Genomic DNA, 22893 nt, shown 5'->3' with positions numbered 1-22893 from the left:
ATCCTGAAGATCCACTGCGTTGTTTTTTACATATTCATGAATCTGATTGTTTCGTTTGTGCGTCTTGCTTCTGTTCCTTACGTTTCGCTTTGGCACGACGGTAGAGAACGTATCCACCAAGAATCACGACGATTCCACCTAAGATCCACCATAACTCTTGTTCTAACCCTTTTAGCATGGATTCAGCACGTTCTACTCCGAATCGTTCACCGACCCAGATGTAAAAGAAGGAAACTGGAAAAAGTCCAATACTTGAAGCGAGTAAATAGCGTTTGAACGAAAGACCAAACAAACCACACGGAATCGAGACGACCGAGCGCACGACTGGGAAAAAACGTCCGAACAAAGCAGACCATGTTCCGTATTTCCCGACGATGCGCTCCCCTTGCTCAATTTCTTTTTCTTTAATCAGTAACCATTTGCCGTACCGGATAAGTATCGGACGACCTGCATAACGACCTAGAAGATAAAAGACCGTCGCCCCCATCAGACTTCCTAAAAAACCGACCAGAACAGCAGCTGTCCAACTGACCGTTCCGTTCGACACATATAGACCGAGCAACGGTAAGCCCACTTCTGCCGGAATCAATTCCGTTCCAAGACCAACAATCATAATTCCTAAAAACAGCCAGAGATTGGATTCTCCGGCTGAAAACAACCATTCCAACATACGAATAACCCTCCGTTCATCCTCTCGCTGGACGGAGGAGATAATAAATGATGACGACTAATGTCGTCCAAACACCTGTGAAAATTCCGATAATCCCGACAATGAAGAAACCGAGAGCAACGATTGAGCCTGTCCGTTTATAATCCCGCCACATCGTCCGTAATCCTTTAATGTTGAACCAAAGGAATACAAGGAATAATACAGGGATGAGTAATCCTACGATCAATAAAGAAGACATGTCTTCACCTCTTTCTTATTTATTGTTATCCCCATTCTACCAGGAATCGACACGTCTTTCCTCCGCCTGAGGTCTTACGAACCTAAAAAAAGAGCACGCTTCCGAATCGGAGCATGCCCTTTGCTTTATAAACATCCTATTTTGACGCTTTCTTACTATATATATGTCAGAGCAAGTGGACGCCTTCCGCTTGAAGACTTTTACGCGTCTCTTCCGACCAGACAGAAGCCTGGACTTCACCGATGTGACGTTTCTTCAATAAGAACATCGCCATACGGGATTGACCGATTCCTCCACCCATCGTTAACGGTAGACGCTCTTCGAGCACACCTTGATGGAACGGGAACGCCAATTTATCCTCTTCTTGAGCAATCGCCGTCTGTTTTAAAAGCGCTTCACGGTCAACGCGAATTCCCATTGAAGACAATTCGAATGCTCCGATTTCTGGGTGGTGTACTAAAATGTCACCGTTGAGTGTCCAGTCATCGTAGTCAGCCGCTCGACCATCATGCTTCTCACCTGAAGCCAATGCGCCACCGATTTGCATGAGGAAAACTGCACCATATGCTTTTGTGACTTCAGTTTCACGTTCTTTCGTCGAAAGTGTCGGATACGCATCCTCTAGCTCTTGTGTCGTCATGAAATGAATCGTTTCCGGTAAGATTGCTGAAATGCCGTACTCCGCTTCCACTTCTTGCTCAACTTGACGAATCGTTGCATAGATCGCTTGTACCGTTTCTTGTAAATAAGCACTCGTCCGTTGTTCTTTCGTAATGATACGTTCCCAATCCCACTGATCGACGTGAATGGAGTGTGTCGCATCCAGCATCTCATCGCGACGAATCGCATGCATCAACGTGTATAAGCCTTCTCCTGCTTCAAATCCATACGTATGAAGCGCTTGACGCTTCCATTTTGCAAGAGATTGTACGATTTCGAGGTCTGCTGTGTGATCCAAGGCATCGAAGCGAATGATGCGCTCTACGCCGTTGAGATGATCGTTGACACCGAGTGTGCTTTCTACGAACAATGGTGCTTCGACACGTGTCAATCCGAGTGTCGTCGAAAAGCGTTCTTCAAAGCGTTTCTTTACGAGTGTGATAGCTTCCTGTGTGTGTTTCATCGATACGAGTGTTGTCATGGTGGTGTTCCTCCTCAATTGTGTTTTGAAAAAGAAGCCATAAAAAAGAGCCCTTCTTTCCCAAGAATATGGGACGAAAGACTCGGTTCCGCGGTACCACCCATGTTAGCAACGATGTTGCTCACTCAAAAGACGAATCACTTCATCTTCGGCCTTATGATAACGGACAGGCAACTCCGGCTACGCCTACTGACATTCGGGTTCGGGTAGCGACTCCGGGAGGTTCTTCGCATCTTGCTTCCGACTGGGCTCTCACCATCCCCAGCTCGCTATACGGTCGTACAAGGTGTTACTCTTCCCTTCAACGTCGTTGTTACAATTGAATTGAGAACATCGTACAACAGGTCGCAAGTGTTTGAAAAGACTTTTTTTCAAAAAAAATAAAAGTTGTCAGATTAATCTGACGTGTGAATCATGAAAAAAGCGTTCTCGCAGAAGCGAGAACGCGCTTACAAAAATTATTTGATCGATCCACTCGTAATTCCTTGAATGATCTGTTTTTGCAAGGCAAAGAAGAACAACAATAACGGAATGATCCCGAGGACGAGTCCGGCAAGTGCTAAGTCCCACTGCTTCGTATACTGACCGAAGAAATAGAACGTCGCGAGTGGAATCGTTCGTAAATCGACGTCTCGTAACATGAGCGATGGCAGTAGGAAATCGTTCCAAATCCAAAGCGTGTTCAAGATGATGATCGTCACCGTGATGGGCTTGAGTAATGGGAACACGATGCGCCAGAACACACCCCATTGTGAACAACCATCAATGATGGCCGCCTCCTCGATTTCTTCTGGAATCGACTTCATAAATCCATGGTATAAGAAAATCGATAATCCTGACCCGAAGCCAAGATACATCAGAATCAATCCCCAATAACTGTTCTGCAATCCGAGATCACCAGACAGTTTCGATAAGGGAATCATGATCGATTGGAATGGAATGATCATCGCCGCAACGAATAAGAAAAAGATGATCGTCGACAAGCGTGTTTTCGTCCGGACGAGTTTCCAGGCCGCCATCGAACAAAAGATGATGATGACCGCGTTAGCGCCGACTGTAATGATGACGGAGTTTAAAAAGACTTTTCCGAAGTTCATGGCTTCCCATGCTTCTGAATAGTTGGACGTCATCCATTCCTTTGGTAGACCCGTTGTGTTCGTAAAGATATCGCCCTGCGTCTTGAAAGAATTCGAGACAACGTAATAAAACGGGATCATGTACAGTAGCCCCATCAATAAGGCTGCCAGTTCGACCGTTCCAAGACGGAGTGAATAACGACCTCTCGTCTTTTTAGAGCGCTTCGGTTTCTCCTCTTGCGGAGTGGGTAATGGTTGTGCTGTACTCATGCTTCCACCTCCCGTTTTTTCGTCAGATACACTTGAGTGACTGTAATCGCTGCAACAACAACGAAGAAGATGATTGCCTTCGCTGATCCGAGTCCAAGATTATTATTCGTAAACGATTCTTTGTAAATGTTTAAAGCAAGCATTTCGGTCGATTTGAATGGTCCACCATTCGTTAGGGATAAGTTCGTATCGAATAACTTGAAGGACCACGAAATCGTCAAGAACAGACAAATCGTGACCGACGGCATGATCAGCGGCAACGTAATGTTCCGTAACGTCGATAGACGATTGGCACCATCGATTTTTGCTGCTTCAATCAGCTCTTGTGGCACGTTTTGTAGAGCCGCGATATAGATGACCATGATGTAACCGCCACCTTGCCAAATCGAAACGATGACGATACCCCAGAATCCTGTCCGGGCATCTCCTAACCATGGAAGTTCAAATATACTCCATCCTGTCAATTCACCGATCGATGCGAAGCCTTTGACATAGATGAACTGCCAAACGAACCCGAGGATCAATCCACCGATTAAGTTCGGCATGAAGAAAATCGTTCGTAAGAAATTACGTGTGCGAATATTTTGTGTCAATAAGAACGCCAAGATGAAACCGACGACATTCGTTAAGATGACGGCGACGACCGTATATTTCGTCGTCAACCAAAATGACTGCTGGAACTGCTCGTCACTCGTAAAGAGACGGACATAGTTATCAAAGCCGATCCAATTTAATTCTCCGGTCACACCGTTCCAGTCCGTGAACGAATACATGACGCCATTGAAAAACGGTACAAGCACGATCACTGCGAATACAAGAAAGACCGGTCCGACGAAGAGCCAAAAATCAAGACCGCGTTTCCACTTCTTTTGTCCAGATGTCATTGTTTCATCCCTCCTCCACTCTACAGTACGTCTTTCTCTAACACTTGAACACGTCACCATTTGACCCATTGGGTGGAAAATATTGAACGTTTTCTTTTGGCGCACTCGCACTAGATAGGCTACTATTAGAAAAAAGAGAGATCCAATCAAAGAGGGAGTCGATACCATGGAAAAGACCATTCGTTCGGACTTAGAAATCGCACAACAAACCGTCTTACGCCCGATTCGAGAAATTGCGGACCGGATTGGTTTGCAAGAAGAGGATTTTGATACGTACGGAAAGTATAAAGCGAAGTTGACAGACGGACTGTTGAACCGATTGGCAACGAAATCTGACGGTAAACTGATTCTTGTCACTGCCATCAATCCGACAGCCGCCGGTGAAGGAAAATCAACCGTCACTGTCGGACTCGGACAAGCGTTGCATCGGGCAAAACATAAGACGATGATTTGTTTACGGGAACCCTCACTCGGTCCAACGATGGGCTTAAAAGGTGGCGCGTGTGGTGGTGGCTATAGCCAAGTCCTACCGATGGAAGAGATCAATCTGCATTTCACAGGCGATATGCATGCGATCACATCTGCTCATAATACAATCAGTGCCTTGCTCGACAATCACCTGCATCAAGGTAATATCCTTGGCATCGATCCGCGTCGTATCGTCTGGAAACGCGTTCTTGATTTGAATGACCGTGCCTTGCGCCAAGTCACGATTGGTCTCGGTGGTCCTGCTCATGGCGTACCGCGTCAAGATGGGTTCGATATCACGGTCGCTTCCGAGATCATGGCGGTCCTCTGTCTAGCAGACTCTATCACGGATCTCGAACGACGCTTGAGCCGCATCGTCGTCGCGTATACGTACGATCAACAGCCGGTTACGGTCAAAGATATTCAGGCGTCAGGAGCTGCGACGTTGCTTCTAAAAGATGCGTTTCGTCCGAACCTCGTTCAAACCGTCGAAGGAACACCGGCACTGATTCACGGTGGACCGTTCGCGAACATCGCACATGGTTGTAACTCTTTGATTGCAACGCAAACTGCACTGAAGCTAAGTGATTACGTTGTCACAGAAGCAGGATTCGGAGCTGATTTAGGTGCCGAAAAGTTCTTCAACATCAAATCACGGATTGGCGGACTCCACCCGGATGCCGTCGTCATCGTCGCTACGGTTCGTGCCTTGAAGATGCATGGTGGTGTCGACAAAACGCAACTCAGCGAAGAAAATCTCGCTGCCTTAACAGATGGTCTTGCGTTACTTGAAAAACACGTCGAGACGATGAGTCTGTTCGGCGTCCCTGCCGTCGTTGCCTTGAATCGTTTCTTCACTGACACGGAAGCAGAACGGAACATGATCCTAGAATGGTGTCAGGATCGTAATATTCGTGTCGCGGAAAGTGAGGTCTTCAGTAAAGGGGGGGCTGGCGGCGAAGCACTCGTCACGGAAGTCATGCAAGCTCTTGAGGAACCGAGCCAGTTCCGCCCACTGTATCCTGACGTCTTACCGCTTCGTCAAAAGATCGAGCGTATCGCAAAGCGTGTCTACGGTGCAGCCGACGTTCATTTTGAAGCCAAAGCGCTTCGCGAACTCGAACGGTGTACGGAGATGGGATTGAATGAGTTACCGATTTGTATGGCAAAAACACCATTTTCTTTAACCGATGACCCTGCTCGTTATGGTCGTGTCGAAGACTTCACGATCACGGTCCGCGAAATCCGACCATCGGTTGGTGCAGGGTTCATCGTTGCATTGACTGGGAATGTATTAACGATGCCAGGATTACCCGCAGTTCCTGCCGCCTTCCATATGGGCGTTTCGGAAGACGGACAGGTATTCGGACTTTCTTGATGAGAGGATGAGTTACATGACGATTGATCATTCACATTGGATAGCCTCTGACGGCTATACTACGACATTGCATAGCCTCGAAGCCCATGATCCTAAAGGAGTCGTGATCGTCTTTCACGGGATGATGGAGCATGGCGCACGGTATGAGGAATTCGCAGAATTCCTCTATGCGCATCATTACCACACGATCATCGCAGACTTACGCTGTTTCGGAACCCGAGCAGCACAACTCGGAACGCTCGGACACCTCGAGCCGAATCAGGGTTTTAAACAATTGATGCAGGATGCAGAAGAACTCGTCACTGACATCAAAGAGCGTTATCCGACGTTACCTGTTTTCATTTTCGGTCATAGTTTTGGTTCGTTGATCGCTCGCCGGATCGGTCAAACACTCGGCCATACAGTAGCCGGAATCATCGCGAGTGGACCCCCAACTAGTACAGGTTTACTCGGTAATGTCAGTCAAAAACTCGTCGAACGTCAAATCCATCAGCTGTCAGCGACACACCCCGCTGAACGTTTTGGACAACTCGTGTTCGGACGGTATAACTTACGCTTCTTCCCAGCGCTTTCTAAAAATGCTTGGCTCTCTTCGGATCCACAATCCGTCATGCGCTATGATGCAGATCCATTGTCCGGTCAAACGGTCACATTAGGGTTCTTCCACGAACTCTTGCATGCAACGAAACTCGTCAACGCACTTGCTTCCATCTATCAGCATCCACGTCATTTACCCCTCTTATTGCTTGCTGGTGGGGATGACGCGGTCGCGTTCGATGGAAAGGGTATTCATCATTTGTTTGATATGTATAATCGCGTCCGTGTCGATGCCGTACAGCTGACGATTTATCGAGGGTTACGTCACGAGCTCTTCCATGAGTTCGAACGTATCCGCGTTTTCGCAGATATCGCGAGCTGGTTGAATAAACAAGTCAATCCAGCAGCTAAACAGTCATCTTCCCGTTCTTCTTAAGCCACACCGATCGATATAAAAAAGGCAGCGGATCCTTGCGATCCGCTGCCTTTTGCACTTCTATCGTATCCTTCATTGAATCCAAGTCAGTGAAGAAATCATCGCTTCGATTTCCTCGATTTCAAGCGTCTCGCGTTCTGCAGAGTACGTCAACAAGACTAACCGTTCCCCGTCTGAATACGCGTAGATCCGTAAGAAGATATCTTCTTCTTTCCCGTCTACCGCAAGCAACGCTTCTTTTGTTGAATTACGACGGACTTCAAGTGCTCCTGTCAGTTCGATGCCGAACTCTTCTACCAACAAGTTGATTTCTTGTTCCGCCGCCTCATACGGTGTCAGTTCTTCTGAATCGGACTCGTAGATGGATAATTGGAGCGTACCCATTGCATTTTCATCCGTCGAATAAAAACTGACATATGTTTCTTCTTCTTGATATTCAAATACCTTTGGATATTCTAGCGTGATCCAATGATCGACTGTGTACTGTTTCATTTGAATTCCTCCATTCGTTGTATCTCTTCAAAGCGGATACCCGTCACAGCCATACGCTCGAATTGTCGAGCGAGTTGAGCAGAGACGAACATGCGATGTGTGCGTTCATCCCGCATCAAATGGTGCGGACAAATCGAATCGCTGATTCGTCGTTCTGTCAAAAAATAGACGCGTCGTCTCGGGATCGGACGGAATACATCCGTCGTATGTAGATGTTCGATCCGACTGACAGATAAGAGATTGAGAAGATAGTACGGAACCACTCCGTCCTTCGTCTCAAGATGTACCTTGAGACATTGTACAGAAAAAGGCGCGTATGCCGCAATCATGCGCTGCACACGTTCCGAGACGAGCGGCAGATCGAATGTGTTTGGAAGGACATCCGGTAGCAAATCCGCATCTTGATTGATGGAAAAAGCAAGTACACCTACGTTATGGAACCACTCTCCTATCAATAAGCGATGACGATCGAATTGGTGGTGACAGATCGCCTTCCACCCTTTTCCCATCGGCTGTTCGCTCCAAACTCGCACTTCATTCACCAGACACTCTCTCCTCTACCCAACTTTACCCATATTACAAATCAAGATTACCATTGTAAACGATTAACTAGTATTATTGTACACTGAATCTTAAAAGAAATTGCCTTTTTTCATAAAAGTTATGGAAATGCTCTCTTTGCTATGCTACTATATTTCATGTAGCCAATGTGCGGGTGTAGTTTAATGGTAAAACCTCAGCCTTCCAAGCTGATGACGAGAGTTCGATTCTCTTCACCCGCTCCAATTATGACATAACATAGGTCTAGGACCATTTCCCTCTAGAGGGCAGGCGACTCGCGACGTGCGAGTCGTCTTTTTTTATTTTTTCTGCTGATGATTCCAACGAATTTCTGGGTATACAACGATATAGATAGAGATTCGTAAAGGAGGATTCGTATGATTCAGATGAAAATGCCTGGCGTGACGATTTATCAAAGTACACTCATGAAAACGACCTCAACATTGATCGAGACGCCTGATTGTCTGATTGTCGTCGATCCTGGTTGGCTTCCCGATGAGATTGCAACGATTCGTCGAGACGTCGAAATCGTGCGTCGCGAACGACCGTTATACGTTGTCTATACGCACGCTCATTTCGATCATATTCTTGGTGCCTACGCCTTTACGGATGCCATCGTCATCGCTTCAAAACCGTTCATCGATGTCGACCGACAGGAAGCGCTACAAGCCGTTCAAGACTTTAACGATGAATTTTACATCGACTCCCCCGTGTTATTTCCAGATGTGACGCATGTCATCCATGAGTCTGAAACGATTTTGACGATTGGTCAGACGAAGCTGATCTTCTTTTTGACACCGGGTCATGAATCGACCCATCTTTCCTTCATCGTCATGCCACTCCACTTGTTAGTCTGTGGCGACTATGCTTCCGATGTTGAAATCCCCTTGATTGAACACGATTCCTCTGAGTATTTAACAACGCTCGAGCTACTCGAGTCATTCATTTACGAATATGAAGTCAAACTGTTGATACCCGGACACGGTCACATTTGTGATGTCCGAACGGAGATGATTGAACGACTTCATCAGAGCTATGATTACATCCTCGCACTCCGTGCCGGAAAAGAATCCGACTGGGCACCATCTTGGCAAACGACGCCATTCATGAAACGTCTGCACGAAAAAAATAAGCGGCAAGTTAAAAAAGAACAAGAGGAACGATTAGCTCGACGCCATTATGATTAAATAAAAGACTCAGTCGCCCAAGAGGCGACTGAGTCTTTATGATTATCCAAGCAATGTGACGAGCAACGCTTTTTGTGCGTGGAGGCGATTCTCGGCTTGATCGAAGATGACAGATTGCTTGCCGTCGATGACGTCTGCCGTGACTTCCTCTCCCCGATGCACCGGAAGGCAATGCAAGAAAATGGCTTTATCATTTGCTTGATTCATGATATCGGCATTGACCTGATATCCTTCAAATGCTTGCAGACGCATCGTCGCCTCTTCTTCTTGTCCCATACTTGCGAAGACATCCGTATACACGACGTCCGCACCACGCGCCGCTTCCTCGGGATCCGTCATGACGATGATGTTTCCACCCGTTTCCTTGGCGATGATTTGTGCTTCATGAACGACTTGTGGATCAGGAGCATACGCCGCCGGCGCACAGATGCGGACTTCCATTCCACTGAGCGCTCCACCAATCATCAGCGAATGCGCCATATTATTTCCGTCCCCGATATATGTCAAAATCTTACCAGACCGTGTTCCAAATGTCTCTTCGATCGTTAGCAAGTCAGCAAGGACTTGGCACGGATGGTGTAGATCCGTCAATCCATTGATGATTGGAATCGTACCGTGTGTCGCCAGCGTGTCGACGATCTCATGACCGAACGTCCGGATCATGAGGGCATCGACGTAACGGCTCATGACTTGAATCGTATCTGAGAGCGGCTCCCCCCGCCCGATTTGCATATCTGCTCCACTCAGTACGATTGGATGCCCACCGAGCTCGACGACACCCACCTCAAATGATAGACGTGTCCGTGTCGATGCCTTTTCAAACAATAAAGCAATTTTTTTATGACTTAATGCGTTTTGATAGACGCTTGGTTGATGTTTGATATCTTTCGCGAGTGCCAATAGCTCCGTCAATGCTTCCGGCGTCAGTTCCGCCATCGTCAAGAAATGTTTTAGTTGTTGTACCGTCTTCATTTTACTTCCTCCTTGATCGGCTCTGTCCATGTATGAAGTGGCTTCACAGCATAAGAGGACTTTTCTGTCGCTTGTAGATGATAATGCGCTAGTTCAGGTTCTGTCAGGACTTGTACCCCGGCAGCAAGCGCTGCTTCGCGACTCGCTTTTTCTTCTGTCACGTGTGAATAGAAAATCGCACATTGTGCCCAGTCAATCGTTTCATCCAACGCTACACCCGTTCCGAAAGCCTCTGTGTCTGCTCCTGACACGATAACGTCTCTTGTCGTCAAATGCCGTTTCGTCGTTTCGTCAAAGATAAAACGTTCCAGCGCCAGTCCGTCTGTCGTCCATTGCAGCGTTTCACCTGTCGAACGCATGACGGGACCTGTTTTCGGATCGACGCCTTGTAGTTTCAGCGTTGAAAAAACAGGAGTCTTAACAGCATGGAAATCAAGTTTCAACTGTTCTGCCGGAAGCGTGACCGCTTGACCGACCGCAGCTTGGACTGCCCACTGTAAGATCGGTTGCCCCGTTACTTTGGCGACGATTGGTAACGTGCGGGAGGCACGTGGATTGATTTCTAGCACGTAGACTTGATCGTCATGCAAGACGAATTGGATATTGTACGCTCCTTTATAATCCATTTGTTGCCCGATCATCTGTGCCATTCGCTCGATTTCGCTCTGAACGGTAGCGCTGAGCGATACAGGTGGCAGAATCATCGTCGAATCTCCAGAGTGAACTCCTGCCCGTTCCAATTGCTCCATCAAAATCGGAACGTACGTCGTTGTGCCGTCCGTAATACAGTCGACTTCAATTTCCTTTCCTTGGAGGTAGGCATCCACGAGGACAGGGAATGATAATTCGGAAACAATCGTCTCTAATTGCTCTTGATCGTGGATGATATGCATTCCCTTACCTCCGATGACATAGGAAGGGCGAATCATGACCGGATAACCGATCGTTGTTGCAACTTCTGTCATTTGTTCGTGCGTCGCCACTTCTTGTCCTGGAATACGATCGATACCGATATCATCTAAAAATTGATAGAACCGCTCACGGTCTTCCATTTGATCGATGACATCTGCCGTCGTTCCGAGAAGATGATAACCGGCGTTCTCCAAACCAGACGCCAGCGCAATCCCCGTTTGTCCTCCGAACTGGACTAGGACGTCTTGGCAATCCTCTGCTTCTAGCACATGTATGACGTCTTCAAGTGTCAATGGCTCGACATACAGGCGATCTGCGACTTCGAAGTCGGTCGAGACGGTCTCCGGGTTATTGTTGATCATGATTGTTTCATAACCGGATGCTTGTAATGCACGTACCGCGTGAACGGAACAATAATCAAATTCGATTCCTTGACCGATCCGAATGGGTCCCGCACCGATGACAGCAACTTTCTTTTTCGTCGATGCTGTGACTTCCGTTTGACCACTCCAGTTTCCGTAGAAATAAGGAGTCGTACTCTTGAACTCTCCCGCACATGTATCAATCATGTGATAGACAGGAAGGATGCCTTGCTCTTTACGTAACTTCTCGATGTCTACGGCATTGACACCCATCAGAAAGGCAATCTGTTCGTCCGTAAAGCCCATCAGCTTCGCAGTTTTGATAGAAGAGATGTCTGTCGTTTTAATTTTTATTTGCTGATCGACGAGGCGTTGAAGCACTTTGACGAATAAAGCTTGTACTTTCGTCTGTTCAACGAGTTCTTCGACGGTCGTCTCCTGACGATCCAGTAGTGCTAACATCGCGAGCAAGCGACGGTCCGTCGGAGCCTTTATTTCTTTCCACAATACGTCAGCCTCCGCTGTTTTCATCCATGTCGGATAAAGAGGCGATTGCTCGACTCCTGCACCGCGCCACGCCTTTTGTAACGCTTCTTCTAGTGTCTTCCCCATCGCCATGCTCTCACCCGTCGCCTTCATTTGTGTTCCAAGCGTCCGGTTACTGCCGGTAAATAGATCGAACGGGAAACACGGCACTTTTGCCGTGATATAATCCATCGTCGGTTCAAAACTCGCCATCGTCTCCTTCGTGACAGGATTGATGCAATCGTCGAGTCTCTCACCGAGCGCAAGACGTGTCGCTAATTTCGCGATCGGATATCCCGTCGCCTTGGAAGCAAGCGCCGAAGAACGACTGACACGCGGATTGACTTCAATGACGAAATAGCGTTCTTCCGTCGGATGGATCGCGAATTGAATGTTGCATCCACCGATGACACCGAGGTGCGACACGATTTTACGTGCTTCCGTCCGCAATTGCTGATTCATTCGATCCGAAATCGATTGAATCGGTGCAAAGACGACCGAGTCCCCGGTATGGACACCGACAGGATCGATGTTTTCCATGTTACAGACGATGATCGTCGTATCTGCGCTGTCACGCATGACTTCATATTCGACTTCTTTATAGCCAGCGATACTCACTTCAACCAAACACTGTGAAATCGGACTCGCTTGTAAGCCGTTCTGCGCTAACAGACGTGCCTCGTCCTTCGTCACTGCGATTCCGCCGCCCGTTCCACCGAGCGTAAAGGCTGGTCGGATGACGAGTGGTACTCCGTGTACTGCCATGAATTCCTCAAGCTCTGCTAACGACTCGATCGTTTGACTTTCCGGGAGCGGTTGCGCGAGTTCGATCATCTTTTGCTTGAATCGTTCACGATCTTCCCCGTCTCGGATCGTCTCAAGCGAAGTCCCTAGAAGTTCGACACCGTATTGTTCAAGTACGCCTGCTTCTTCGAGTGACATCGCAAGATTGAGTGCCGTTTGACCACCGACCGTCGCTAGGAGATGGGATGGTCGATCTTGTTCGATGATGGCCGTTGCTTTTTCAAGAGTCATCGCCTCAATATAGACATGATCTGCCGTGCTCGGATCCGTCATGATAGTAGCCGGATTCGAATTCATTAAGATGACCTCGCATCCCGCTTCTCGAAGCGCCTGACAGGCTTGTGTGCCGGAATAATCAAATTCTGCTGCTTGCCCGATGACGATCGGACCCGAACCGATGACGAGTACTTTCTGTTTATCCCACATATGCTACCTCCTGATGTAATACGCTATTTACGAATTGATCGAAGACGACCATCGCCTCTGTCGGTCCTGGACTCGCTTCTGGGTGAAATTGGACTGTCATGATCGGTAGTACCGGATGAATCAATCCTTCAACGGATCCATCATTGATGTGTTCGTACGCAAGTTCCATCTCAGACGCTTCGATACTTTTTACATCAACGGCATAACCATGATTTTGAGACGTCATGAACACTTGTCCGGATGCTAGATGACGTACAGGATGATTCGCTCCTCGGTGTCCGTGATGTTGTTTTAATAAGGTACAGCCGAAGGCATGAGCGAGAACCTGATGTCCCATACAAATACCAAGTGTCGGATAGCTCGTCGCCAGTTCACGGATTCCTGAAAGGAACGGGTCTAATTGTGTTGGATCACCAGGTCCATTGGAAAACAGCAGACCATCTGGAGCCAGCGCTTGAATCCGTTCCGGTGTCGTATTATATGGCACGACCGTTACACGCATATGGCGTTCAAGCAAAGCATCGATCATCGATTGTTTCACACCGTAATCGATACAGACGATGTGCCCCTGTTCGACTTCCGGTACGTATTCGATGTTTGAAGTCGTTGATACAGAAGCGATGTATGCTGTGTCGATTGACGCAGTGACAGTCATATCCACTTGCATCATGTCACCGAATTGATCGCCTTCCGTCCGTAATAGATGCACAAGAGAACGCGTATCGACTCCCGACAAAATCGGCACATTTGCTTCACCCAACCAACTCGCGAGCGATGTTCCTTCCCCGTCCTCAGCCAAAGTTTGAACGATGACACCAGCGACTTGAATCTGGTTGCTTTCTGACGCTTCCGCTTGAATACCGTATTGACCGATCAACGGGTATGTGAAGACAAGAATTTGTCCTTGATAAGACGGATCCGTCAAGACTTCCTGATATCCTGTCATTCCAGTGAAAAAGACGACTTCGCCTTTGACTGGAGCTGTTCCTTGCCACGAACCGGTAAACGTCGTTCCGTCCGCCAGCATTAGTTTTCCGGATTGTTTCATACGATGACCTCCTGTTGACAAACGAGTTGTATTTTTTCGATGGCGTGCATGAGTTCCTGTTCCGTCACGAACAACGATGGCAATAAGCGCATGACATGAGGACCAGCCGAGACGACGAGAAGACCATTCTCACGCAAAGCGTCAATCAGCGGTGCAACAGGCATCGTGCACTCGATACCAATCATCAAGCCACGTCCACGAATAGAACTCACGATCGACTTGGGTAATTTATTTTCTAGTTGTTGACGTAAATATTCGCCTTTTCCTTGAACGTCTGCCATGACAGTGTCACTTAACAAGAGGTCAAGTGTGGCTTCCGCAGCTGTCATCGCGAGTGGATTTCCACCAAAGGTCGAACCATGCGATCCAGGTGTGAATACTTCCGCCGCCTCCTCCGTCGCGAGTAACGCACCAACCGCGAGTCCACTCCCAAGCCCTTTCGCGAGGGTGATGATATCCGGTACGAGGGGTGTCTGTTCAAATGCAAAACGAGATCCCGTCCGACCGATGCCGGTCTGTACTTCGTCGACGATGATTTTGACATCGTATTGTTGCGCCTTCTTCATCAACGCTTCTAGCCACGCATCGTCGGCGACGACGACTCCGCCCTCTCCTTGAATGATTTCGAGCCATACGGCAGCAGTTTGCTCCGTAATCGCTGATAGGCTCTCCATCTCGTTAAACGGTAGATGTTTGAAGCCATTCACCATCTCCCCGTATCCCGCTTTGATTTTCTCCTGTCCTGTTGCGCCCATCATCGCAAAAGTTCGCCCGTGGAAGGACTGTTTAAACGTGACGACTTCCGTTTTCCCTGTCCATTTTCGAACGAGTTTGTACGCCGCCTCGTTTGCTTCCGCACCACTGTTACAAAAAAAAGCATGACTGAGATGACTGTCTTCCGTCAGTCGCTCGGCGACCCGCTCTTGTGCCGCGATTTGAAACAAATTCGACGTATGCCAAATTTGATTCAACTGTTCCTCTAGCCGTTGCTGAATATAAGGATGACGGTGTCCTGTGTTGCATACAGCGATTCCCATGATGAAATCCAGATACGTCTTGCCTGTCGCATCTTCTACGATCGACCCTTGTCCTTTGACCAATTCCACATCAGTACGTTGATAAGTGGGTAGTAGTGCACTCATGTAATTCCTCCTTGACTCGTGTCCCTGCAGCTAATGCATTTTTCCCAGACCGAATGACGACCTCTGGAATACCATGCTGAGTGGCTTGCATCATCGCTTCGACCTTCGGAATCATTCCCCCGTAGATTTCTCCCGACGCTATCGCAGCTTCGATGGCTGCAGACGTGATTTCTGATTGATAGTCACCGTTTACTTTTACACCCTCGACATCCGTCAACAATTCAAATCGGTCGACAGACCAAGCCTTCGCGACAGCAATCGCACACGCATCTCCATTACTGTTCAATACACCTTGCTCCCCTGTGACAAGGGACGTGACGACAGGCACATAACCATTCGTACTCAACACCGTGAACAATCGTGGATGAATGTGCGTGATTTGACCGACTGCCCCGAGTCCTTTGATCGTTTTACCATGGACGCTTGCGCCGTCTAACCCGCTCATTCCGACGGCAGGAATCCCCGCTTGATTCAACTGCTGGACGATACCGGATTGGACTTCCCCTGCTAAGATCCGTCGCGCCCCGAGTAAGACACCATCCGTCGTTACACGGACACCGTTTCGAAACACGGGTTTGATTCCCTCTTGTTCACAGTAACTCGATAGAAGAGGACCACCTCCATGGACGATCAATAGTTCGTTACCGGTTTCGACCCACGCTTTCCATTCCTCGAAATACCGCGCATCCAGTTGCTCCCACACACTACCACCTAGTTTGATGACTTTTCGTTTCGTCATGTCCGGTAACTCGCATTGATTTTGACGTAATCGTACGTCAGGTCACATCCATAGGCGTGCCCTCGCCCTGTGCCGTCATGTAAATCGATATGAATTTGGACATCCTGCTGTGCTAGATCCTGCGATGCAATCGTTTCATCGAATAAGACAGGCATACTCTGTTGCAATACCCACTGCGAACCAATTTTGATGTCAACGTTTGATACATCAAGCGGCTCCTTGATACTTCCGACAGCAGCGATGATTCGTCCCCAGTTCGCATCTTCCCCAAAGATTGCTGTTTTGACGAGAGACGATCCGACGACTTGTTTGGCGACCATCCGCGCTACTTCATCGGTTTGTGTTCCCTCTACCGTCACTTCGATCAACTTTGTCGCCCCTTCCCCGTCCCGCGCAATCTGTTTCGCTAAATCTTGGCAAACCGTTTCGATCGCTTGTTCGAATGCCAGCGCTTCGTCTGTGCCTTCAACGATTGTTGCTCCTCCTGCAGCTCCGCTCGCTAAAATCATGACCATGTCATTCGTCGAACTATCGCCATCTACCGTAATGCAGTTGAACGTCCGATGAATCGTCCGGCGCAACAGTGTCTGTAAGACATCTGGTTCAATCGTTGCATCGGTCGTCAAGAAACCAAGCATCGTTGCCATGTTCGGGTGAATCATCCCTGATCCTTTCGCCACGCCACATACTGAAATTTGGACATCGCCTTGCATGTATTGTTGACCAGCTGATTTCGTACCGGTATCGGTCGTCAGGATTGCATGGGCAAAATCACTCGCGGCATCCTTGTCATTTGTAGGCATCAGCTGTGGAATACCTGCCAGTAACGTATCAATGGCTAACGGTTGACCGATGATTCCTGTTGAAGCAATCGTGACTTGTTCTGGAGCAATCCCGAAGTGGGTCGCTAACGCTTGTTGTGATGTATACGCATGTGATAGACCAAGTTCTCCCGTGCAGGCATTCGCATTTCCGCTGTTGACGAGGACGGCATGAATGCGTCCTTGTGACTCCTGTAACGCTTGCTTTGTCACAGTGATCGGTGCTGCTTGCACCTGATTTGTCGTATAGACAGCTGCGGCACTTGCACCTTTCTCGCACCAAATCAGACCTAAATCCTTCCGCTTTCGTTTCAGACCCACGTGTACCCCTGAAGCTTGAAATCCCTTCGGTGTTGTTATCGTCAATGGGGTATCTACTTGTACTTGCCACACAGGCGTTCCTCCTCTATCTTTTTCTCTTGATTAAATGTAGATCGGCTGTTGCGTTAAACCGGATGTCTCATCAAAACCAGCTAGAATGTTGGCATTTTGAACAGCTTGTCCGGCAGCTCCTTTTTGCATGTTATCGATGACTGAAACGATGGTCACTCGCCCTGTCCGTTCATCCTTATAAACGGTTAAATCACAGTGATTACTCCCGACGACGGATTTGATTTCCGGATCAGCCTGTTGAATTCGGACGAATGGTTCCGTTGCATACTGGTCAGTCAACCAAGATCGCCACTCCGTTTCCGATAAATCGATCAACGGCTGAACCGTCATAATCGCCATGATGCCTCGATTGATCGGTAGTAGTTGGGTCGAGAACGTGATCGGATCCGATGATCCGGTCCATTCGAAAAGCGCCTGCTCAATTTCCGGAATATGCTGATGCTGATTCACTTTATACAAGCGAACGTTTTCGCTGGAATGAACATGATGCGTCTGTGCCGTTAACGTTTTGCCGGCCCCCGTCAGACCAGAAGCAGCTTGAATGATGATTTGAGATGGATCGATTTTTTTCTCTTTTAAGAATGGTGTTAGTCCAAGCAAAACTGCTGTCGCGTAACAGCCCGGATTCGCAATCCATTTGCTCGATGTAACAGCTTGACGATTCCATTCTGGCAATCCATAAGTTGCTCTTTGTTGTAACTGGAGATCAATTGGTTCCTTGTCATACCACGTTGCATATGCTTCAGATGGAAGTCTCAAATCGCCACTCAAATCAATGACGTAACCGGACCAATTTTGAAGTTGCTCTAAGTAATGCTTCGAAATCCCACTCGGTGTCGCTAAGAACACCATGTCCGTCTCGGTTTCCATCAAATGCTCGACCGAAAAGGAAGATAACGAAGAATATGTTTTTTTATTCATGAATGGGAATACGTCATGCATGGATTCCCCCGCCATCGAGTCACTCATCAAACAGATGATCTCAAATGAAGGATGTGATTCTAGTAGGCGAATCAGTTCAATTCCGGTGTATCCTGTTGCTCCGATGATGGTACATTTCATATCAGTACGCTCCCCTTCAAAGAATGTTATACCGATTTAAACATATGTATATTTATACTGTCAATTGAATTTTTATTAGTTTTTATACAAAAAAAGAAGCGTTGAAGCGATTGTCTTCTATAAGACAGTCCCTTCAACGCTTCTTTTACACGCATCTACTTAACGCTTTTCCGCACGTTGCGCTACGAGATGATCAATCCCAAATACGCCTGCACCCATGATCGCGACGACTACTACAAAAATCAATGTAAACATATGTATCCTCCTCATCGTTCACAAAAATGTCATTTGATACTTCTTATTGTGCAAGATTTGAACTAAAAAAGAAAGCGTTTACGACAAAAAATCGTCACATTTTTGTTTTTTTATATTTTTCATAGAAACTCTTATGGTTGACGCCATCCAGAATATTCGTTAATATTACGTTTGTTCAATGCTTTTGTGCATAAAAGCGTGTTAGTAACAGAGAGTTAACATACTTTCATATTCATATTAAGGAGGTGGAAGCATGCGCATGTCATTCCGTGAATCCGCAGCTATCCTAGGAATCAGTATCATCATCTTATTGTCCGCGTTATTCGGTGCTAAAGCCGAACCGCATCTTGCCATCTTATCTAGTCTTATTTTCGTCTCAGGATATGCCGTTTACCGCGGTTTTAAGTTCGAGGACGTCGAACACCACATGATTCAAGGTATTCGGGAAGCAATTAAACCGATCTTGATCATGTTGCTCGTCGGTATGACAATTGCGGTCTGGATGATGAGTGGCGCAGTGCCGACCCTTCTCCATTTTGGTTTATCTACACTTTCAGCGACTTGGTTCGCACCGAGCGCTCTTTTGATTGCGATGGTCGTCTCGACCTTTACAGGTAGCTCCTTTACGACGATTGGTACGGTTGGTGTTGCCTTGATGGGAATCGCAATCGCACTAGGCGTTAATCCAGCACTTGCAGCAGGTGCCATCATCAGCGGTGCCTGTTTCGGAGATAAGATGTCACCTTTATCAGATACGACGAATTTCGCTCCAGGAATCGTCAATGTGTCTGTGTTCGATCATATTCGTTTCATGATGGGAACAACGATTCCCGCTATCACGATCACGTTCATCTTGTTCTTCATCTTCGGACGTAGTAGTGGAAATGTCGATTCGTCTGCTGTTCAAACGACACAACAAGAGTTAGCTCGTTTATTTGACTTGTCACCTTGGACATTGCTTTCACCGTTGCTTGTCATGGTGTTAGCATTACGTAAGATGCCGGTCATCCCAACACTTGTTGCTGGTGTTTTAAGTGGATTGTTGTTAACAGGTCTTGTACAAGGAAACTGGAATATCTCGAACTGGATGGCAGTCATTCAGAACGGATTAAAACTAGAATCTTCCAGTGAGACGGTTACATCCATCATTAGTAAAGGTGGATTGCAATCCATGATGTGGTCGGTGTCGCTCGTTATGCTCGCACTCGCCTTCGGTGGCGTCTTACGTGGTATCGGTGTCATTGACGTGGTCATTGAACGGACCGTTTCTAAACTAAAACGTGATGGTAACATCATTTCATCCGTCGCCTTATCGTCGATCGGTGTTAACTTGATGGCTGGGGAACAATACTTGTCCATCTTGCTTCCGGGTCAAGCATTTAAGAAAATCTTTGAAGAGCGTCAGATTGATCCGCGATTCCTCTCTCGTTCACTCGAGGATGGAGGAACACTCGTCAATCCACTCATTCCATGGGGTGTTTCTGGGGCATTCTTTGCTTCGACACTCGGTGTCCCAGTAACAGCATACGTTCCGTTCGCATTCTTTTTACTCCTTTCACCATTGTTTACGTTCTTACTCGCATTTCTCCGTCCGACGAAAATCGAAACAAAACAGTCTCTCGCCTCTTGAGTCTATTTCATATTAAAGATCCGATATGTCCTATCGGGTCTTTTTTTCTGACCACTATCTCCTTTATTTCCTGTTAAATACGTCAGATTTAAGACGAAAACGGCTTGGAATCGCGTTTTTTTTAAGAATCATGTGTAAAGATGAAATGAACTGGGAATATACCAAACATAAGAATAAAAATTACAGAGAATGATAGAGAGAGAGTACATTCCTGATCGACCGAGGAATGACTTCGATGTAATTGTGGGAGGAGTTAATATGATCAAACGTGGTACGCTGGAGCGACTTGACGGCAAATATGCTGTCCTACTATGGGAAAATGGTTCAAGTTTCATTCCACGACGTTATTTACCACCTGAAGCAAGGTTAGGCGATACGATTATCTTTGACGGTACAACCTATACGTTAGATGTCAGTAATTCATCATCCTCTTCCTTTCAAACATTTTCGTTTCGGCAAATGGGTTGATGATCGATAAAAAGCCATTCCGTATCATGCATTGACTATGGAGAAAGAATTTCTCTCATCAGTCTTTCATGAAATGAATGGCTTTTTCGCTTTATCTACGCACATATAGGGAGTGACCATCACACGATGGACAGGGAAACTGATCAATATCGGATATTTCGATTCGTTCAAGTTCCGTCTGATCATGTGGGCATTCGTAAAGTGGTTGAACGACATCTAGTTGCAAAAATAGAGCACACCAAAATCGATTCGAAAATCGGTGACAGGTCGGACAATGATATAAATCCAATTGATGTGGTACCCACTCATCTGCTAATTGTTCTTGATGCAACTGATAATGCTGGATTAATCGAAAACGATTCCAGTCGTCTACATATGCCCGCTGTAAAATCGGTTCATGCATCGACGGTACGAACCAAAGCGGAAGTCCTGTCATGAATGCTTCGACCCCTTGCGTCAAAACAGCAGGAAACGATGGCCAGCCATCCAGTTGACCGAGTTGAAATGTTTGTTGAAAGGAGCAGTTGTCGCATAGGAGTTCCATAGTCATCCTCCTGTTCGTTTCACCATCTCTTTTAACATCTGTTCCGTCACAGGACCGACGTGTTTTGCAAGAATCGTCCCTTGGCGGTCTAATACATAAGTAGCTGGCATTGCTACGAGGCGATAGGCATCCTCTGATGTTCCTTGTCGATCATATAATACAGGATATTCAACAGGCGTTTTCTTCAGAAAATCAGCAACATCCGAAACACGTCGCTCTGAAGTCGTGACATTGATCCCGTAAACCGGTACATCTGTGTGTCTTGCAAAGGCATTTAGTTCTGGAATCTCTTGTTTACAAGGCGGACACCATGTTGCCCAAAAATTAATGACAAAGACATCATGATTGATTTCGTCTAGATTGATGGTTTTTCCTTCTTGACGTAAGGATAGATTCGGGGCTTTCATCCCGACTTCAAGACCACCTTGTGATACTTGTTTTTGTTGTTGCTCCACTTTTTTTTGTTTCGCATCATATGTTTGATAACTTTGATAGGCAATGCCGATAATAGCAATCGCTAGGATCAGATAGATCAACGGTTTTTTCACATCTAACCCCCTCCTTCTTTGTTCAGTGTAGCAGACTTCCTCTTTTCGACTATCTACTTTTATCAACAAAAAAGCGAACTCTTCCGCCTTATATGCAGAAAGAGTTCGCTTCATTTTAGAGAATTCACATTTTAACGAGACAAACAGTTAGTTAAAACGTGGTAATTGTTTTTTGACTTGACGGTTATCTTTAACGCTACCGACAGCTTCCGCTCCCCCTAGGGCCTCATTCAAGGAGGTCTTCCCTTCCTTGACTTCTAGACGTCGATTGAATACTGATCGATTATCGACAGAAGCAACGAGAATCGATGCGACATCCGTTTCCGAAATCGTCGCGTCCTTCGTGTCCTTCAAATCTTCATCGGCTTCAATCAAGCCACGCCCTTCACCTGTTGTGATGGCAACCGGACAAATGATCGTATACGTCAAACCACTATGTTCAATCTGCTCCTCTGCTGCATTCTTAGCAGCATAGAACGGATAGACATCTTTCTTGAATTGCTCGGGGCGATCTGCACCATAAGCGCTCAGTAGAACGAAATGACGTACGCGTGCCTTTTTAGCTGCATCAATTGTTTTCAAAGCGACTGTTCGATCCAGCAGTTCTATTTCGGTTGCTTCGCCGTCTACTCCTGCGGTAGCCGCACAAATGACTGCATCCTGCCCTGCGACTCCGTGCTCAATGACTTTTTCGAGTTCTGTTTCGATATCGACGTAATGCGCCTTGACACCGAGTTTTTCGAATCGTTCCACCAGATGTTCATGACGAACGATGACCGTGACCTGATGACCCTTGGCAAGCGATTTGACGACGCGCGCTCCAATCGTACCGGATGCACCTACGACTAGTACTTTCATATGGGGGGTCCCTCCTCGATAAGTTAGTCACCTTCGTGGAATGTCA

The 22893-nt window shown here is 47.1% G+C and carries 22 protein-coding genes, 1 tRNA gene and 1 other annotated feature; of the genes, 6 read left to right on the top strand and 17 right to left on the bottom strand.

The features are described 5' to 3' along the window. Positions 1-34 precede the first annotated feature (34 nt). The 5 genes from ESP131_RS05505 to ESP131_RS05485 all read right to left on the bottom strand — a co-directional run bounded on the left by ESP131_RS05505 (position 35) and on the right by ESP131_RS05485 (position 4279). Positions 35-670 carry a DedA family protein gene (locus tag ESP131_RS05505; protein ID WP_051656215.1) on the bottom strand — a complete coding sequence of 212 codons (636 nt, stop codon included), beginning with the start codon at positions 668-670 and terminating at the stop codon, positions 35-37. Between the two features lie 16 nt (positions 671-686). Then, a complete protein-coding gene (locus ESP131_RS05500; protein ID WP_029340850.1) occupies positions 687-908 on the bottom strand; it encodes a hypothetical protein in 222 nt (73 codons plus the stop codon). 166 nt (positions 909-1074) lie between these two features. Beyond that, positions 1075-2049 (bottom strand): aspartate--ammonia ligase, encoded by a 975-nt coding sequence (gene asnA / locus ESP131_RS05495; RefSeq protein ID WP_029340849.1) that lies wholly within the window; start codon positions 2047-2049, stop codon positions 1075-1077. Positions 2050-2115: 66 nt separating this feature from the next. Beyond that, positions 2116-2363: a binding site (T-box leader), on the bottom strand. Positions 2364-2507: 144 nt separating this feature from the next. Then, positions 2508-3395 carry a carbohydrate ABC transporter permease gene (locus tag ESP131_RS05490; protein WP_023467233.1) on the bottom strand — a complete coding sequence of 296 codons (888 nt, stop codon included), beginning with the start codon at positions 3393-3395 and terminating at the stop codon, positions 2508-2510. Then, complete coding sequence (locus tag ESP131_RS05485; RefSeq protein ID WP_023467232.1) at positions 3392-4279, bottom strand: carbohydrate ABC transporter permease; 888 nt, start codon at positions 4277-4279, stop codon at positions 3392-3394. Before ESP131_RS05485 ends, ESP131_RS05490 begins: the two co-directional genes overlap by 4 nt. Positions 4280-4445: 166 nt before the next feature. Here ESP131_RS05485 and ESP131_RS05480 point away from each other — a divergent pair, with 166 nt between their 5' ends. Both ESP131_RS05480 and ESP131_RS05475 read left to right on the top strand, forming a co-directional pair. Next, positions 4446-6125, top strand: coding sequence for a formate--tetrahydrofolate ligase (locus tag ESP131_RS05480; RefSeq protein ID WP_029340847.1), 1680 nt, complete (start codon positions 4446-4448; stop codon positions 6123-6125). A 16-nt stretch (positions 6126-6141) separates the two neighbouring features. Then, a complete protein-coding gene (locus ESP131_RS05475) occupies positions 6142-7098 on the top strand; it encodes an alpha/beta fold hydrolase (RefSeq protein ID WP_029340846.1) in 957 nt (318 codons plus the stop codon). 72 nt (positions 7099-7170) lie between these two features. Here ESP131_RS05475 and ESP131_RS05470 read toward each other — a convergent pair whose 3' ends face one another. Continuing rightward, positions 7171-7590 (bottom strand): hypothetical protein, encoded by a 420-nt coding sequence (locus ESP131_RS05470; protein ID WP_023467229.1) that lies wholly within the window; start codon positions 7588-7590, stop codon positions 7171-7173. After that, on the bottom strand, positions 7587-8132 hold the full coding sequence (locus tag ESP131_RS05465; RefSeq protein WP_231925692.1) for a hypothetical protein: 546 nt from the start codon (positions 8130-8132) through the stop codon (positions 7587-7589). The genes ESP131_RS05470 and ESP131_RS05465 overlap by 4 nt, the downstream gene beginning before the upstream one ends. A 169-nt stretch (positions 8133-8301) precedes the next feature. Between ESP131_RS05465 and ESP131_RS05460 the strand changes: the two genes are divergently transcribed. Both ESP131_RS05460 and ESP131_RS05455 read left to right on the top strand, forming a co-directional pair. Continuing rightward, positions 8302-8375 (top strand) — tRNA-Gly (locus ESP131_RS05460). A gap of 153 nt (positions 8376-8528) precedes the next feature. Continuing rightward, positions 8529-9338: an MBL fold metallo-hydrolase gene (locus tag ESP131_RS05455; protein WP_069940336.1), complete on the top strand. Its 810-nt coding sequence runs from the start codon at positions 8529-8531 to the stop codon at positions 9336-9338. Positions 9339-9380: 42 nt separating this feature from the next. Here the strand turns inward: ESP131_RS05455 and argF are convergent, their stop codons facing one another. Genes argF through argC form a run of 7 tightly spaced genes read right to left on the bottom strand, consistent with a single transcriptional unit; the run spans position 9381 to position 18544 of the window. Next, the gene (gene argF / locus ESP131_RS05450; RefSeq protein WP_069940335.1) at positions 9381-10310 is read right to left on the bottom strand and encodes an ornithine carbamoyltransferase; all 930 of its coding nucleotides are present in this window, start codon (positions 10308-10310) and stop codon (positions 9381-9383) included. Continuing rightward, entirely contained in the window at positions 10307-13339 is a 3033-nt protein-coding gene (gene carB / locus ESP131_RS05445; protein ID WP_069940334.1) for a carbamoyl-phosphate synthase (glutamine-hydrolyzing) large subunit, read from the bottom strand. Before carB ends, argF begins: the two co-directional genes overlap by 4 nt. Further along, a complete protein-coding gene (locus ESP131_RS05440; protein WP_069940333.1) occupies positions 13329-14387 on the bottom strand; it encodes a carbamoyl phosphate synthase small subunit in 1059 nt (352 codons plus the stop codon). Before ESP131_RS05440 ends, carB begins: the two co-directional genes overlap by 11 nt. Further along, positions 14384-15529 (bottom strand): acetylornithine transaminase, encoded by a 1146-nt coding sequence (locus ESP131_RS05435; protein ID WP_069940332.1) that lies wholly within the window; start codon positions 15527-15529, stop codon positions 14384-14386. Before ESP131_RS05435 ends, ESP131_RS05440 begins: the two co-directional genes overlap by 4 nt. Next, positions 15495-16268 (bottom strand): acetylglutamate kinase, encoded by a 774-nt coding sequence (argB, locus tag ESP131_RS05430; protein WP_069940331.1) that lies wholly within the window; start codon positions 16266-16268, stop codon positions 15495-15497. The genes ESP131_RS05435 and argB overlap by 35 nt, the downstream gene beginning before the upstream one ends. Continuing rightward, positions 16265-17482 (bottom strand): bifunctional glutamate N-acetyltransferase/amino-acid acetyltransferase ArgJ, encoded by a 1218-nt coding sequence (gene argJ / locus ESP131_RS05425; RefSeq protein ID WP_069940330.1) that lies wholly within the window; start codon positions 17480-17482, stop codon positions 16265-16267. The genes argB and argJ overlap by 4 nt, the downstream gene beginning before the upstream one ends. Before the next feature lie 30 nt (positions 17483-17512). Beyond that, a complete protein-coding gene (gene argC / locus ESP131_RS05420; protein WP_069940329.1) occupies positions 17513-18544 on the bottom strand; it encodes an N-acetyl-gamma-glutamyl-phosphate reductase in 1032 nt (343 codons plus the stop codon). Between the two features lie 508 nt (positions 18545-19052). Here argC and nhaC point away from each other — a divergent pair. Both nhaC and ESP131_RS05410 read left to right on the top strand, forming a co-directional pair. After that, entirely contained in the window at positions 19053-20429 is a 1377-nt protein-coding gene (gene nhaC, locus ESP131_RS05415; protein ID WP_069940328.1) for a Na+/H+ antiporter NhaC, read from the top strand. Between the two features lie 258 nt (positions 20430-20687). Then, positions 20688-20897 carry a DUF3006 domain-containing protein gene (locus ESP131_RS05410; RefSeq protein WP_058703651.1) on the top strand — a complete coding sequence of 70 codons (210 nt, stop codon included), beginning with the start codon at positions 20688-20690 and terminating at the stop codon, positions 20895-20897. Positions 20898-20988: 91 nt separating this feature from the next. Here ESP131_RS05410 and ESP131_RS05405 read toward each other — a convergent pair whose 3' ends face one another. From ESP131_RS05405 to ESP131_RS05395, 3 genes are all read right to left on the bottom strand, one after another. Further along, the gene (locus tag ESP131_RS05405; RefSeq protein WP_069940327.1) at positions 20989-21441 is read right to left on the bottom strand and encodes a hypothetical protein; all 453 of its coding nucleotides are present in this window, start codon (positions 21439-21441) and stop codon (positions 20989-20991) included. A 2-nt stretch (positions 21442-21443) separates the two neighbouring features. Then, a complete protein-coding gene (locus tag ESP131_RS05400; protein ID WP_029340834.1) occupies positions 21444-21989 on the bottom strand; it encodes a TlpA family protein disulfide reductase in 546 nt (181 codons plus the stop codon). A gap of 147 nt (positions 21990-22136) precedes the next feature. After that, complete coding sequence (locus tag ESP131_RS05395) at positions 22137-22847, bottom strand: NAD(P)H-binding protein (protein WP_023467211.1); 711 nt, start codon at positions 22845-22847, stop codon at positions 22137-22139. Positions 22848-22893 lie beyond the last annotated feature (46 nt).

The organism is Exiguobacterium sp. U13-1, from assembly GCF_001750115.1.
In the GTDB taxonomy this organism is placed as follows: Bacteria; Bacillota; Bacilli; order Exiguobacteriales; family Exiguobacteriaceae; genus Exiguobacterium_A; species Exiguobacterium_A acetylicum.
The sequence above is the reverse complement of the archived record's forward strand: the minus strand, read 5'-3'. Positions and strand labels throughout refer to the sequence as shown.

What these genes read in the sequence shown, in the direction of transcription:
- argC (WP_069940329.1), bottom strand. Translation starts at nt 18,544, where the DNA reads ATGAAATGTACCATCATCGGAGCAACAGGATACACCGGAATTGAACTG.
- ESP131_RS05435 (WP_069940332.1), bottom strand. Translation starts at nt 15,529, where the DNA reads ATGAGTGCACTACTACCCACTTATCAACGTACTGATGTGGAATTGGTC.
- ESP131_RS05405 (WP_069940327.1), bottom strand. Translation starts at nt 21,441, where the DNA reads ATGGAACTCCTATGCGACAACTGCTCCTTTCAACAAACATTTCAACTC.
- ESP131_RS05480 (WP_029340847.1), top strand. Translation starts at nt 4,446, where the DNA reads ATGGAAAAGACCATTCGTTCGGACTTAGAAATCGCACAACAAACCGTC.
- ESP131_RS05395 (WP_023467211.1), bottom strand. Translation starts at nt 22,847, where the DNA reads ATGAAAGTACTAGTCGTAGGTGCATCCGGTACGATTGGAGCGCGCGTC.
- carB (WP_069940334.1), bottom strand. Translation starts at nt 13,339, where the DNA reads ATGTGGGATAAACAGAAAGTACTCGTCATCGGTTCGGGTCCGATCGTC.
- argF (WP_069940335.1), bottom strand. Translation starts at nt 10,310, where the DNA reads ATGAAGACGGTACAACAACTAAAACATTTCTTGACGATGGCGGAACTG.
- ESP131_RS05490 (WP_023467233.1), bottom strand. Translation starts at nt 3,395, where the DNA reads ATGAGTACAGCACAACCATTACCCACTCCGCAAGAGGAGAAACCGAAG.
- ESP131_RS05410 (WP_058703651.1), top strand. Translation starts at nt 20,688, where the DNA reads ATGATCAAACGTGGTACGCTGGAGCGACTTGACGGCAAATATGCTGTC.
- ESP131_RS05500 (WP_029340850.1), bottom strand. Translation starts at nt 908, where the DNA reads ATGTCTTCTTTATTGATCGTAGGATTACTCATCCCTGTATTATTCCTT.
- ESP131_RS05440 (WP_069940333.1), bottom strand. Translation starts at nt 14,387, where the DNA reads ATGAAACAATCCGGAAAACTAATGCTGGCGGACGGAACGACGTTTACC.
- asnA (WP_029340849.1), bottom strand. Translation starts at nt 2,049, where the DNA reads ATGACAACACTCGTATCGATGAAACACACACAGGAAGCTATCACACTC.
- ESP131_RS05505 (WP_051656215.1), bottom strand. Translation starts at nt 670, where the DNA reads ATGTTGGAATGGTTGTTTTCAGCCGGAGAATCCAATCTCTGGCTGTTT.
- ESP131_RS05485 (WP_023467232.1), bottom strand. Translation starts at nt 4,279, where the DNA reads ATGACATCTGGACAAAAGAAGTGGAAACGCGGTCTTGATTTTTGGCTC.
- ESP131_RS05470 (WP_023467229.1), bottom strand. Translation starts at nt 7,590, where the DNA reads ATGAAACAGTACACAGTCGATCATTGGATCACGCTAGAATATCCAAAG.
- argB (WP_069940331.1), bottom strand. Translation starts at nt 16,268, where the DNA reads ATGACGAAACGAAAAGTCATCAAACTAGGTGGTAGTGTGTGGGAGCAA.
- ESP131_RS05475 (WP_029340846.1), top strand. Translation starts at nt 6,142, where the DNA reads ATGACGATTGATCATTCACATTGGATAGCCTCTGACGGCTATACTACG.
- nhaC (WP_069940328.1), top strand. Translation starts at nt 19,053, where the DNA reads ATGCGCATGTCATTCCGTGAATCCGCAGCTATCCTAGGAATCAGTATC.
- ESP131_RS05455 (WP_069940336.1), top strand. Translation starts at nt 8,529, where the DNA reads ATGATTCAGATGAAAATGCCTGGCGTGACGATTTATCAAAGTACACTC.